This window comes from Nostoc sp. XA010, from assembly GCF_020829625.1.
GTDB lineage: Bacteria > Cyanobacteriota > Cyanobacteriia > Cyanobacteriales > Nostocaceae > Nostoc.
This window is the reverse complement of record NZ_JAIVFX010000044.1, coordinates 1-14,821: the sequence shown is the minus strand read 5'-3', so window position 1 is coordinate 14,821 and position 14,821 is coordinate 1. Positions and strand designations below refer to the sequence as shown.

Genomic DNA, 14,821 nt, shown 5'->3' with positions numbered 1-14,821 from the left:
GAAAACCCTTGAAGATGTGGCTCGAAGCCCTGGCGGAATTGATTGCGTATTCACAGGTATGAAATGAGCAAGCGAGGCTGGTTCTGATATGGCAATCTGTGGAGATAGGAATTGGCGCTCAGGTTTATTAGGAGTTTTTAGTATTATTGGAGTGCTTGCTCATGTCATATTTTGTTCCGAAAATTACGCCTTAGCCCAGATTACCCCTGATGAAACATTGGGCGATAACTCTTCAACGAGAACCCCCAATGTCAATATTAAAGGACTGACGGCTGACCGGATTGATGGTGGAGTAACTCGCGGTGCAAACCTGTTCCATAGTTTTCGTGAATTCAATGTCGGAGAATCCCAGCGAGTTTATTTTGCCAATCCCACGGGAATCTCCAATATTCTCACACGAGTGACGGGAAGTAATATCTCCAATATTCTTGGCACTTTGGGGGTGGATGGTGGCGCAAATTTGTTTTTGATCAATCCCAATGGGATTTTATTTGGGAAGAATGCACGGCTGGATGTGGCGGGTTCGTTTGTGGCGAGTACGGCGAATTCTTTTGTGTTTGGCAATGGGTTGGAATTTAGTGCAACTAATCCTCAGACTCCTTCCTCACTACTAACAGTTAATCCTTCGGCGTTGTTGTTCAATCAACTTCAGGCTGGCAGAATTGAAAATAGGTCAATTGCACCAGCAGGAACAGACCCAACAGGCTTTTTTAATGTCTTTGGTTTGCGAGTACCAGATGGTAAAAGTTTACTGCTGGTCGGTGGTAATGTCAGCATGGATGGGGGGGAATTAAATGCTTATGGTGGGCAAGTTGAGTTAGGAGGGTTGGCGGAACTTGGTACTGTAGCGTTGGGTGTAAATGGCGATAATCTCAGCTTGAGATTTCCTGAGAATGTTGCGCGAGCTTCGGTATCCCTTACCAATCAAGCTGCAATATACGTAGAAGGCGCTGGTGGCGGTAATATTGCAGTCAATGCCTCTAATCTAGAAATATTGGCAGGAAGTATTTTAAGCGGTGGTATTGGGGATGGTTTGGGGACACCTGAAACTGTTGCGGGAGATATTACGCTGAATGCTACCGGGTCAATCAACGTTGCTGGTGAGAGCATAGTTTTTAATCAAGTGCGTTTCGGTTCACAAGGTAATGGGGGCAATATTACTATCGATTCTGGTTCATTCTCGTTACGTGATCGCGCTCAACTTACTGCCTCAACATTTGGACAAGGGAATGCGGGGAATGTGACAGTGCAGGCACGAGATGCTGTTTCTCTTGCTGGTAATGCTTACATCTTCAGCACGGTATTAGCCGGGAGTGTAGGTAAAGGTGGCAATATCAACATCAATTCTGGTTCTTTCTCATTACAAAATGGCGCTCAACTTAGTGCCTCAACATTTGGACAAGGGAATGCGGGGAATGTGACAGTGCAGGCACGAGATGCTGTTTCTCTTGCTGGTAATGCTTACATCTTCAGCGCAGTGGGAGCAAGGGGTGTAGGTAAAGGTGGCAATATCAACATCAATGCGGCAACACTATCATTAATTGATGGCGCTCAACTTACTGCCGAAACTTCGGGACTTGGGAATGCGGGGAATGTGACAGTGCGGGCACGAGATGCTATTTTTCTTGCAGATAATGCTGCCATCCTCAGTACAGTGTCAGCAGGGGGTGTAGGTAAAGGTGGCAATATCAACATTAATGCGGCAACACTATCATTAATTGATGGTGCTCAACTGCAAACCCTTACTCGTGGTGCATCTGCAACAGCGCCAGCAGGACGGGGGGATGCGGGGAATGTGAATGTTAATGTTACTGGGTCAGTTAATATTGCTGGGGAGAAAAACGGTTTTACCAGTAGGATTTCCAGCCAGGTGGAAACTGGGACAGTTGGCAATGGGGGTAACATTACTATCGATTCTGGTTCCTTCTCGTTAGGCGATCGCGCTCGACTTGTTGCCTCAACATTTGGACAAGGGAATGCGGGGAATGTGACAGTGAGTGCCAAAAATGCTGTTGACCTTGCAAATGCTAAAATCCTCAGTACAGTGTCAGCAAGAGGTGTAGGTAAAGGTGGCAATATCAACATCAATGCGGCAACACTATCATTAATTGATGGCGCTCAACTTACTGCCGAAACTTCGGGACTTGGGAATGCGGGGAATGTGACAGTGCGGGCACGAGATGCTGTTTTTCTTGCAGATAATGCTGCCATCCTCAGTACAGTGTCAGCAGGGGGTGTAGGTAAAGGTGGCAATATCAACATCAATGCGGCAACACTATCACTAATTGATGGCGCTCAACTGCAAACCCTAACTAGTGAAGCATCTGCAACAGCGCCAGCAGGACGGGGGGATGCGGGGAATGTGAATGTTAATGTTACTGGGTCAGTTAATATTGCTGGGGAGAAAAACGGTTTTGTTAGTGCGATTGGCAGCAATGTGTTAACGGGGACAGTTGGCAATGGGGGTAACATTACTATCGATTCTGGTTCCTTCTCGTTAGGCGATCGCGCTCAACTTACTGCCTCAACATTTGGACAAGGGAATGCGGGGAATGTGACAGTGAGTGCCAAAAATGCTGTTGAACTTGCAAACGGTTACATCCTCAGTACAGTGTCAGCCGGGGGTGTGGGTAAAGGTGGCAATATCGATATCTTAGCTGCAACCCTCTCGCTAAAAGATGGCGCTCAACTTACTGCCTTAACTTCGGGACTTGGGAATGCGGGGAATGTGACAGTGCGGGCACAAGATGCTGTTTCTCTTGCTGATAATGCTGCCATCTTCAGCACGGTATCAGCCGGGGGTGTGGGTAAAGGTGGCAATATCGATATCTTAGCTGCAACCCTCTCGCTAAAAGATGGCGCTCAACTGCAAACCCTAACTAGTGAAGCATCTGCAACAGCGCCAGCAGGACGGGGGGATGCGGGGAATGTCAATGTGAAAGTTACTGGTGCTGTTGATATTGCTGGGGAGAAAAATGGTATTTTTACTGGGATTCTCAGCAGTGTGGAAACTGGGACAGTTGGCAATGGGGGTAACATTACTATCGATTCTGGTTCTTTCTCATTACAAGATCGCGCTCAACTTACTGCCTCAACTTCGGGACAAGGAAATGCGGGGAATGTGACAGTGCAGGCACGAGATGCTGTTGACCTCGCAAATGGTAACATCTTTAGCACGGTATCAGCCGGGGGTGTGGGTAAAGGTGGCAATATCGATATCTTAGCTGCAACACTATTACTAAAAGATAGCGCTCAACTGCTAACCGCTACTCGTGAAGCATCTGCAACAGCGCCAGCAGGACGGGGGGATGCGGGGAATGTGAATGTGAATGTTACTGGTGCTGTTAATATTGCTGGGGAGAAAAACGGTTCTGTTAGTGGGATTTCCAGCCAGGTGTCAATGGGGACAGTTGGCAATGGGGGTAACATTACTATCGATTCTGCTTCTTTGTCATTACGCGATCGCGCTGGACTTCAAGCCTCAACTTCGGGACAAGGAAATGCGGGGAATGTGACAGTGCGGGCACGAGATGCTGTTGACCTCGCAAATGGTAACATCTTTAGCACGGTAGAAGCCGGGGGTGTAGGTAAAGGTGGTAATATCGATATCTTAGCTACAACACTATCACTAAAAGATGGCGCTCAACTGCTAACCCTAACTCGTGAAGCATCTGCAACAGCGCCAGCAGGACGGGGGGATGCGGGGAATGTGAATGTTAATGTTACTGGGTCAGTTAATATTGCTGGGGAGAAAAACGGTCTTTTTACTGGGATTCTCAGCCGGGTGTCAACGGGGACAGTTGGCAATGGGGGTAACATTACTATCGATTCTGCTTCCTTCTCGTTACAAAATGGCGCTCAACTTATTGCCTCAACCCGTGGACAAGGGAATGCAGGCACAATTAAAGTTAATGCTGCTGATTTTTTCACCATTTCTGGCAGTAGTTCAAACGTTAACAGTGGCTTGTTCGTTAACTCCCAAAGTATAACGGGTACTGCTGGAGATATTATCGTCTCCTCACCCAAAGTTACCTTAGATAACCAAGGCGTACTCAACGCCCAATCTGCATCTGGTAACGGTGGTAATATTAACGTCAACAGCGATTTACTCTTACTCCGTCGCAACAGTCAAATCTCCACCAACGCAGGTACAGAAAAATTAGGTGGCAATGGCGGTAACATCAATATCAACTCAAAATTTATCGTTGCAGTTCCTAACGAAAATAGCGATATCAGCGCTAACGCCTTTACAGGGATTGGTGGTAGAGTTGACATTACAACAAACGGTATTTTCGGTATTCTTCCGCAAAAAAGCCCAACCGAAAAGAGCGACATTACAGCGAGTTCGGAATTGGGAGTGAGTGGGGAAGTAACTATCAACAGTCCAGATACTGACCCCAGTCGCGGCTTAATTCAACTACCCTCCAACCTGGTGGATGCATCCCAACAAATTGCCCAAGGTTGCACTCCCACAAGAGGACAAAACGCCAGTCGTTTTATCGCTACAGGACGCGGTGGATTACCCCAAAGTCCTAATGAACCGTTGCGGGGACGAGCAGTGATTACAGGTTGGGTAGATTTGCCCCCACAAGCAACAGAGAAAGTAACGGATAAATTAGCTGTGGAAATTACGGATAAAGAACCTACTAATCAGATTGTGGAGGCTCAAGGATGGATTGTCGATGCTAATGGTGATGTCATTCTTGTGGCTCAATATGCACAAAGTTCTTCTATTCCCTCTGCCATTTCCTGTAGTCAATAATTCGTTACCCTAAGAGTAGGGGAGGAATTCCCATGAAACGCAACAGTGATAAAAACAATAAGTGGCAACGGATGGGTAACGTCTGTAATATATCGTACATTCGTTTCTCTAAAATCCATGACTTGCCTGTTTTCATTCTCTTGGTTCTGGTGACAGCTTTTTTGTGTGTTATTGCTTCTCCTGTTGCTGCAACTGTAGAGACACAACATATCGCAACTCTTGGAGTGTCAATCGAAAATCCTGCACAAACACAAGATTTGCTGCAAAAGGGTAAAGTGCTGTATGAGGCAGGACAGTTTGCAGAAGCGGTTAAAGTTTTGCAACAAGCAGTTAAAAGTTATAGCAGCCAAGGCAATGAATTGCGGCAAGCTGTGGCATTAAGTAATTTAGCATTGGCATATCAAAAACTAGGTAATTTGACACAAGCGCAACAGGCAATTACAGCTAGCTTGAAGTTGCTCGAAAAATCCTCTACTGCCCAAAATCTTCAGGTTCTGGCTCCAATTCTGGATATTCAAGGTAGTATTCAACTAGACTTGGGACAAGCCCAACAGGCACTCAATACCTGGCAACGTGCGGAAGTGAGCTATAAGCAATTAGGTGATCAAAATGGCATTACCCGCGATCGCATTAATCAAGCACAAGCATGGCAAGTTTTGGGATTTTACCGTCGGGGTTTGACCATCTTGACTCAATTGCAGGAGGAGTTACAATTAAAACCCAACTCACTGAATAAAGCAGTAGAATTACGGTCTTTTGGGGATGCTTTACAATTAGCCGGAGATTTGGATCAATCCCGTCGGGTATTACAGCAAAGTTTGTCAATTGCCCAAGAATTGGATTCTCCCCAGGATGTGAGCGCTGCTTTGTTCAGTTTAGGCAACACGGCACAAGGACAGCAAGACTTGAAAGGGGCAATAGTGTTCTATCAACAAGCTGCTGCGATCGCTCCTAACTCGATTACCAAAGTCCAGGCTCAAATTAATCAGTTGAACTTGCTAGTAAACACGGGACAAACAGCCGCCGTGCAGACACTATTGCCGCAAATCCAAACTCAACTGGCACAACTACCTGCTTCTGTGACAACTATTTATGCCCAGATTAATTTAGCTCAAAGCTTGATGAAATTTGGGACTACACCCCAAGCGATCGCTCAAATCTGCGCGTTCGCCTTGCAACAAGCTCAAGATTTGGCAGATAAACGAGCCGAGAGCTTTGCCCAAGGGACTCTGGGCAGTGTATACGAGCAAACTAAACAATGGTCAATTGCCCAGAACCTCACCCAACAGGCACTGAACATAGCCCAAACAATCAATGCCCCAGATATCGCTTATCGTTGGCATTGGCAGTTAGGACGCTTGTTAAAACAGCAGGGAGAGATTAAAAACGCTATTGCCGCCTATGATACAGCTGTCAGTGAGTTGCAGATTCTCCGTAGTGACTTAGTGGTTGTGAATCGAGATGTCCAGTTTTCCTTTAAAGAAAGTGTCGAACCTGTATATCGAGAGTCCGTAGAATTATTGTTGCAGTTCCAGCAAACTCATCCGAGCGAACTAACCCTAGACAAAGCTAGACAGAGGATTGAAGCACTGCAACTGGCCGAATTAGACAATTTTTTCCGGGAAGCTTGCATTAATGCCAAAACTGTTTTGCTTGACACAGTGGTAGATAAAGATAATCCTACAGCCGCAATCATTTATCCAATTATTCTGCCTTCTCAACTCCAAGTGATTGTCAAAATTCCTAAACAGCCACTGCGTAATTATACAGTAAACAAGTCACAGAAAGAAGTAGAAGGTATTATAATAAAACTCAGAGAGTATCTTTTAGAACCTGACAGAACTGAAGAAGTGCAAGGGCTGTCACAGGAAGTCTATGGGTGGTTAATCAAAGAAATTGAGTCAGATTTACAAGAAAGTGGAGTTAAAACCCTTGTATTTGTACTGGATGGAATATTGCGAAACGTGCCAATGGCTGTGTTGTATGACGGTCAGCAATATCTGGTAGAAAAATATGCTGTAGCACTCAGTTTGGGACTTCAGTTAATTGCACCCAAACCCTTGACACAAACAAAACTCAACGTACTAGCTGCCGGGTTAGTACAACCACCAAAAGACTTTCAACAGCAATTTCCACCGTTACCAGAAATTAAATCAGAATTCAATTCTATTTCCCAAGCGATCGCGTCTACCACCCAGTTACTAGATCGAGACTTCAACAGCAAAAACCTAGAGAGTAAGGTGAATGCTGTGCCATTTAATGTGTTACATCTGGCAACTCACGGTCAATTTAGCTCCCGTGCTGAAAATACTTTTATACTTGCTGCTGATGGCCCGATCAACGTTACGCAATTTGATAGCCTGCTGCGCCGTCGGGATCAAACTCGCTCAGAAGCCTTGGAAATGCTGGTGTTAAGTGCTTGCCAAACTGCTGTTGGTGACAATCGCGCTACGCTAGGGCTAGCAGGAGCATCCGTGAAAGCTGGCGCCCGTAGTACCTTGGCTTCACTGTGGCATATCAGTGATAAATCTACTGCTATCTTAATTGGTGAATTTTATCGTGAGTTAGTTAAAACTAAGGTGACAAAGGCTGAAGCCTTGCGTCGTGCCCAAGCAAAGTTGTTAAAAGATTATCCCAATTACAGTCGTCCTGGCTACTGGGCACCTTACGTTTTAGTTGGTAACTGGCTTTGACAAAGCCTATGCACTTATTGAAAAGATCACCCCCTTTAACCCGGTTTGGCACGGTGATGCCACTATCAACGAGAGAATGGGGCTTCAAGCGTTGTAGACTGTCCGGTTATGGCGGCTATAAAAGGACACTCCCCATGACCTAGATATATCTGCCCTGCTTTAACCAAATACCATACCGCAGCGGAATTTTACCTGCAAGCGATACCTTCTCTTCTCTTTCAGAGACGCACTCGCGTTCGAGAGGCAATGCCTTTCCTGAGGAACGCACTCGCGTTCGGCACGTCTTCTCTACGAGACGTACTCGCGTTCGACGAACGCCACCGGTTCATGGCGGGTACGCCATCGCAGAGTGGAGATATATGCAATTCTTTTAACTTTATTAAATGACTACCCAGGTAAAACAGGTAAAAAATGGGTAGTTCTCCGCTATCTTTAAGCAAGCGATTCAGGGATGATTATTTCTATAGAAAAGCGCTGGCACAAATTTTCGGCTGGCATTTAATAAACCTCATATAAAGCAAAGCCCTGAACTTTTATCGGGGCTTTTTAAATTTAACCTCATCAATTGCAACAAGTATTGAGTTCTATTCTTTCATTGAAGCGATAAGTCTAACGGCATGGCAACTCTACCAGACGCAGTTCGCGTTCGCTCACCGCTTTCATACAATCAGGTAATTTTTCAATTGTTGCATTAACGATCAAGTTTACTTTGGCTGTCTCCACACAAGGTTGTACTCCCTTTCAACAGCCGCCAGCAGCTTTGCCTGCAAGGATGATAGATACGGTTTGGCTTGCTTACCCAACCCCTGCAACAGCCAATCCACAGCTTCGTCACGGCTGGCCACTTGATGCAACTGCCGTAACCTCACACATAACTGCTGCATGAAAAAGCAATCTTCATCAAGCAATTTTAGTGATTTCATCTGTTCGATTTTTATGGTGTAGTCGCAGTCCCAGGTCTGGACTGTACAATTGTATTCTCCAACGTGGCTGACTACTCCCCAATAACCCGCTTTACCTCTCAAGTCTGGGTTATCTTTGGGCAGAAGAATGCATATTTCCCCAATGTGGTGAGGATTGGGTACTTTCGTGCTTCCGCGTATCCTATCCACAACATCTTTCACTATCCGACCAGATGGAATCTTATTGCCTGCTTGCTCTACTGCTTGTTGCCATACATTCGCTTGTACGGCCGGTTCCAACTCAGCTTTTGCCAAAAACCGCAGTTGTCGTTCGTTGGTCGGCATTGGAATTTGCTGACCATTGGTCGGCAAAAACTTTTGAAGATTCTCGTAAACAGCAGTAGCCGAAATCTTCAAGTACGCTGCATCACGGCTGTAACCAAAGCGTTCGCGGCAGTATTCCTCAAAAGTTCGGTGCGTGGAACGGTATAGCCGTCTGTCTCTCAACTCCATTAACGCCTGACCCGCTTCTAAAAATGCACGTTCTACACGGCGTTCCAATTGCAAGCGTAAGCTTTGTTCTTGGTCGGTCAACTCTTTTACTTCAACAGCCGTAACCGTGATAGTTGCTGAAGCTGGGTTTTCGTGCAAAGAAGTATTTTCCTGAGCAGGGTCGGTTGCTAGCTTTGGTTCCTCAGATGTCCCGGGGGTAATTTTCTTGCGTCTAGATGGTGGTTTGTTCATTGTCGTCTAGGTTGAAACCTGTAGTTTTTACTCATCGGGTTTGAGATGAGTTGTAACCCACACTCGATATTAAGTTTTGTTTAGAAGTAAAAGGCTTATTTAAATTTTTTGAGCAAAGAAAAGAACCGATAAGTAGGGTTTAGTAACATATCCACCGTGAGCATTTAATATCTGTATAATGGCATCAGAGAAATCCTGCTTTTCAGTTTCAGTAAATTTTTGATACGCAGTTTGAGTTTTCAGAAGGTCTAGATATTGCTCTGCATCATAATTAATAGACCAAGGATATTGTTTAACCACTAGGTTGTTGAAACAAAAACTATTTAATATCCAATTTTCTCTTTTTTTGATTAGTGATTCAACTGAGGATGGTTTATCATTAGATATCGTTGTAAGTACATATTTTTGAAATGTTTGTTTGAGCGCTTGAAATATTGAAGTATCTGGTAAAATAGAGAAATTCCAAAAAAACGCAATATAACCTTTTTCTTTTAAAGCTTGTGCAACTTTTGGATACCCTTTCTCACGATTTACCCAATGAAAGGCTTGGGCAGATATTGCTAAATCAAAGGCTTTTGGGCGTAAGTTCCAATCCTCTAAAGTAACTGTCTCAAATGTCACCTTTGGATATAAACGCATATTTTGAGATGCTATTGCAATCAGTCTTTCACCTGGCTCTAAACAGTAGATAGCGTAGCCCTTTTCAGCAAATGGAACAGTTCCCTTACCTGTCCCTGTTCCAATATCTAAAATTGAAGCTGAATCGGGAAGATTAGCCATCTCAATTACATCTTCGATCAATTGAGATGGATAGCTAGGGCGTGCTGCATCATAGATTTCTGCAACTTCATTAAAGGACTCACTACGTTTTCTGTTCATCACTGATAAATCCACAAACGTATTTTACTCCCGATCACTTTCGCTCGGATTTTAGAAAATATTAACAGTTTTAGCCCTAGAGAAAAAGCCTCTGTCTCCAATCCAATTTGACAAGACGCTACCGCTACTATTAATCTGTATCATTGGTAGTCATTCGGGTGCAGGGTGCAAGTCTGTACTAAAAATAATTTAGAAACCAACCGAGAAACTTTTCCCATGATTTATGACAAAAGCTTTATCCTGGCTTATTAAGGGCAGTACTTTGTTTTGTTTATTGCCTTGGGAGCCAATTGCAGCACAAATTGTTCCCGATGCAACCCTGAGAGTCAACTCTAGCGTCACACGAGAGGATAATAATACCAGTGCGATAACGGGAGGAACCCAAGTCGGAAGCAATTTGTTCCATAGCTTTGGACAGTTTTCTGTACCCACAGGAAGCGCAGTCTACTTCAAAAATGCCCCAGACATCCAAAACATTTTGACAAGAGTGACGGGTAGCACAATATCTAATATTGATGGTTTAATTCGAGCTAACGGCATAGCCAACGTATTTCTTATTAATCCCAATGGGATTATTTTTGGGTTGAATGCTTCACTGAACATTGGCGGCTCGTTTTTCGGCACTACTGCCAGTAATATTAAATTTACTGATGGCATTTCCTTCGATGCTAAACCCCTTAGTGGTGCAGAACCTCTGTTGACAGTGAGCGTGCCTGTGGGATTAGGATTTGGGACAAATGCTGGAAATATTCGCGTCTTTGGAGACGGTCAAGGTATAAGAAAAACTTCAGACCTCATAGATACTAGTTCTGGTCTGCGCGTGCAGCCAAATCAAACCTTAGCTTTAGTGGGTGGTGATATAGTACTCTCACGCGGAACGCTTAAAACAACAGGGGGACAGATTGAATTAGGCAGCGTGGCTGGAGCGGGTTTGGTCAATCTGATTCCTACAGATAAAGGCTGGACATTGGGATATTCAGGCATCTCAGCCTTTGGAGAGATCCAGTTGTCTGGAGCAGCAGCAGTTGATGCTAGTGGGAATGGTGGTGGCAATATTCAAATACAAGCCATGAAGCTAATGCTAGACGGTGGTTCTCAGATTGAGTCCAGCACATTAGGAGCAGGAACGGGAGGAACATTAAAAATTAATGCTTCAGATTCAGTGAACCTGGTGGGATTACCAGAAGTTGATTCGTTTTTCAACACTGGTATATCGAGCCTAGTTTACCCAAGAGCTACCGGAGCTGGTGGCAACATCAATATTGAAACTGGGCGGTTAAATGTCCGGGATGGAGCAGGGATCGCTGCTGGTACGTATGGCTTCGGAAATGCTGGTTCCATAGAGGTTTTAGCTCATGATTCAGTAGAAGTGCTGCGAAAACCAACAGCGAATGCAGGCAGTTCCATAACAAGTTTGGCCCAACGAGGATCTACCGGATCTGGCGGTAACATCAAGATTGAAACTGCGCGGTTAAGTCTACGCTCTGGAGGAGTGATATCATCAGGCACATTTGGGCAGGGTTCGGGAGGCAACGTATCCATCACTGCTGACGAAAAAGTGCAAGTAACCGGAAAGTCATTAACTGGTAATTCTCCTAGCAGAATATCAGCTCGAACTGGAGGAACTGGAAAGGCCGGAAATCTGACAATCGAAGCAGAACGATTAACTGTTACTGATGGTGCGAGAGTAAATATTGGTGGTGTAAAAGTTCAAAAAAATCTCAACTTTCAGCCAGGACAAGGGAATGCAGGAACCCTCCGAATCAAAGCAGACAGTATCAGTCTAGACAGAGGTACTATCACAGCTGGCACAGAGGGCGGCACAAATGGCGAAGGAGGCGACATTTTCTTACACTCTGGTGACTTACAATTACGTGACAGTATCATTACTGCAACTGCTGGGGGTAATGGCGACGGCGGCAACATCACTATCAACACAGATATCCTAGTTGCAATAAAAAATAGCAGCATCACCGCAAATGCCTTTGAGGGTAGTGGTGGGAATATCACAATTAATGCTCAAGGACTTTTCTTTTCTCCTGATAGCTTGATTACAGCTAGTTCCAAGTACGGAATTAACGGTACGGTTAAATACAACATCGCTGATACTAACATTTACCCTACTCAATTAAAAACAGAATTAATTCCAATAACTCCTCAAATCACCCCAGTCTGTCAGGCACGAGCAGGCACAGAAGTAAGTAGTTTTCGAGTTAGTAATACTCGCAATATCCAATCTAAGCCTAACAACCTGATGTATAACAATGTTGAGCAAAGTAGCTCTGTTCCAGTTCCAGCTTTTAATAATTCACATAATCCAAAATCATTAATAAGTAACCAAGCTACACAAATCATAGAAGCCAACGTTTTGATTCGGGATTCTCAAGGTAATTTAGTTTTGACGACAGACCAAGCAAATCCAGCATGGGATAATGCTTCACTATCTGCAAGTTCTTGTTTTTCAGGATCTCAGTGGTAAAAAGATATAAAAATGATCTCACCTCAATGTTGCTTTAAATATTTTTTCTCAGGCATTCTAGGGCTGTCTATAATTTTAATTCAATCATCTTCCCCTGCCCAGACTGTAAAAAAAGAAAAAGAATTTCTCAAAAATCAAGCGGCATCCCTGACTTCTTCAGGTCACGAACAATTAGCTCTAGATCAGGCGAATGAAGCTTTAAAAACTTGGCAGGAATCTACAAAAATTTATCGCCGACTAAACGATCAAGAGGGAATTACAGAAAGCCTAATTAATCAAAACCTTGCTTTCCAAGTATTAGGATTACACAAACAAGCTTGCAATACACTTTTAGAAGCTTTAAAGTTGAATGTAAATCTAGGTATTTGCGATACGGCTTTGCAGCAACCATCTCCTGCTCAACAAGAGCAACTGACCGCAGTAATCGGTAAGCAGAAACCAACATCAGTTAACTTGCTTGGATTACAGAATCTAGGAGAAGTATTGCGGATTTTAGGGAAATTAAATGAATCTCAAACAGTTTTACAAGAAACATTAACGCTGGCGAAGCTTGTATCCTCATCAAAGATTAGTGGGATTTATCTGTCTCTGGGTAATATCGAACAATCAATTTATCAGCAATTACAAGAAAAATATTCTTGGATAGAGGAACCATTTTTTCGAGAGCAGATTGCTAATATTATTCCACAAAAGGCGCAAAAGTCACTCTTGTATTACCAAATACTAGAAAATATACCAAATATCTCAAAATCAGCTAAACTCCAATCTTAGTTGAATCACTTAACTTTACTGATAAGTTGGGAAAAATGGCTTAGTCATCAACCAAATCAAGCGAGCCTTCATCAGAAAGTTAATCAACAAATCCGAGTATTGGTAAATCAAATAGATGAAAATTATTCTGCCTTTTTGGAGTTATCACCTGAGCCATCTATTCATGCTCGGTTGAATTTTGCTAATAACCTCAGCCAGATCCCAGATGAACAATTGAAATCAGTAGCGATTCGATATGCTAAATTAGCCTTGAAAATGGCTGAAACTATAAATAGTATCCGATGGTTATCCTATAGTTTTGGTACTTTAGGTAAATTATCAACTCAAACAGAACAAAAACAGGCATATTTTAAGAAGGCTTTAGGATTCGCTCAATCAATTCGGGCTTTGGATATCGCCTACCAATGGCAGCAGCAGTTAGGACTCATTTACCAAAAGCAGGGAAAAACTGAGTTAGCGATTCAGAACTATAATGCTGCGATCACAAACATGACTGAAGTGCGTGATAGTCTTTTGTCAACTAACGGAGATTTGCAGTTCTCTTTTCAGTCAGAAATGGAGCCGACATATCGTAATTATATGCAATTGCTCTTAACATCACCTAATCCTGATTTAAAAAGAGTAATAGAGATAAATGAAGGATTACAGATAGCACGGTTAGAAAACTTTCTCAGATGTGGCAAGCTTGACCTTGTTGCTTTGAATCAACTTCAGAATCTTAAGAGCGCTCCAACAGTAATTCATATTATTGATTTAGGGGATACTATAGAAGTAATTGCTCAGTCAACAAATGGCTCACTTCACCACCATTCTATTGAATCTAAACTAGTTCGATTCCAGATAGATCATCTTTTAGAATCTTTACAAAATGAGAAGTTTTCTGAGGTTAGCGAAAGTAGCATTACTACTTATTCTAAAGAAATTTTTGAAAAGCTAATTGCACCAATTAAAACATATCTACCCACATCAGGAACACTCGTATTCACTTTAGATAAATCTTTCCAAAGCATACCAATGGCATTGTTATATGATGGAAAACATTATTTAATAGAGCGTTACAGTATTGCAGTAACTTTAGGTTCCAGAATTAGACAACCTAGAGCCTTGCATCAAAATCAGATGATAGCTTTAATAGCTGGACTATCAAAACTTAGCCCCAGTTCTACAGATCCAAATGCACCTAAAAACATGGAGAATTTGCTCCCATCTAAACAAGAAATAGAAAATGTAGAAAAACAAACTAAATCGTCAGTTGCCTTGTTAGACAATAAATTTACCCTTAAAAGATTCAAAGAAGAACTAACTCAAAATAATTTTCCTATTGTACATATTTCTACCCACGGTCAATTTAGTTCTGACCCACTCAAAACAGTACTGGTTGCCTATGACAAGCTAATTAATATTAGAGACTTTGACAGCTTAATCAGAGGTAAAACTGAAAATAGTCAAGATGCAATTGAGTTAGGGACTTCCAGAAAATAAAATATACAGTTACTAAGAATGATAATCATTGTTAGGGGGGTGGGATAGGCTGCCAACGGCAGCCTATCCCACCCCAATTTGTAGTAAATTCAATGATGATTCGATTTTG

Annotated in this window: 7 protein-coding genes; 5 read left to right on the top strand and 2 right to left on the bottom strand. The window is 43.1% G+C overall.

Going from position 1 to position 14,821, the window contains the following annotated elements:
* The first annotated feature begins 88 nt into the window (after window positions 1–88).
* A complete protein-coding gene (locus LC608_RS31725) occupies window positions 89–4,762 on the top strand; it encodes a filamentous hemagglutinin N-terminal domain-containing protein (protein ID WP_229557363.1) in 4,674 nt (1,557 codons plus the stop codon).
* Between the two features lie 71 nt (window positions 4,763–4,833).
* On the top strand, window positions 4,834–7,455 hold the full coding sequence (locus LC608_RS31720; protein ID WP_229557376.1) for a CHAT domain-containing protein: 2,622 nt from the start codon (window positions 4,834–4,836) through the stop codon (window positions 7,453–7,455).
* Between the two features lie 704 nt (window positions 7,456–8,159).
* On the opposite strand, the gene LC608_RS31715 is transcribed toward LC608_RS31720, so the two are convergent.
* Together LC608_RS31715 and LC608_RS31710 are read right to left on the bottom strand one after the other, a co-directional pair.
* On the bottom strand, window positions 8,160–9,101 hold the full coding sequence (locus LC608_RS31715) for a hypothetical protein (RefSeq protein WP_229557362.1): 942 nt from the start codon (window positions 9,099–9,101) through the stop codon (window positions 8,160–8,162).
* Window positions 9,102–9,200: 99 nt separating this feature from the next.
* Window positions 9,201–9,995, bottom strand: a complete 795-nt coding sequence (locus tag LC608_RS31710) for a class I SAM-dependent methyltransferase (protein WP_229557361.1) — start codon at window positions 9,993–9,995, stop codon at window positions 9,201–9,203.
* A gap of 208 nt (window positions 9,996–10,203) precedes the next feature.
* On the opposite strand from LC608_RS31710, the gene LC608_RS31705 reads away from it, so the two are divergent.
* The 3 genes from LC608_RS31705 to LC608_RS31695 all read left to right on the top strand — a co-directional run bounded on the left by LC608_RS31705 (window position 10,204) and on the right by LC608_RS31695 (window position 14,712).
* Entirely contained in the window at window positions 10,204–12,459 is a 2,256-nt protein-coding gene (locus tag LC608_RS31705) for a filamentous hemagglutinin N-terminal domain-containing protein (RefSeq protein WP_229557360.1), read from the top strand.
* A gap of 12 nt (window positions 12,460–12,471) precedes the next feature.
* Window positions 12,472–13,230, top strand: coding sequence for a hypothetical protein (locus LC608_RS31700; RefSeq protein WP_229557359.1), 759 nt, complete (start codon window positions 12,472–12,474; stop codon window positions 13,228–13,230).
* A gap of 99 nt (window positions 13,231–13,329) precedes the next feature.
* Window positions 13,330–14,712: a CHAT domain-containing protein gene (locus tag LC608_RS31695; RefSeq protein ID WP_229557358.1), complete on the top strand. Its 1,383-nt coding sequence runs from the start codon at window positions 13,330–13,332 to the stop codon at window positions 14,710–14,712.
* Window positions 14,713–14,821 lie beyond the last annotated feature (109 nt).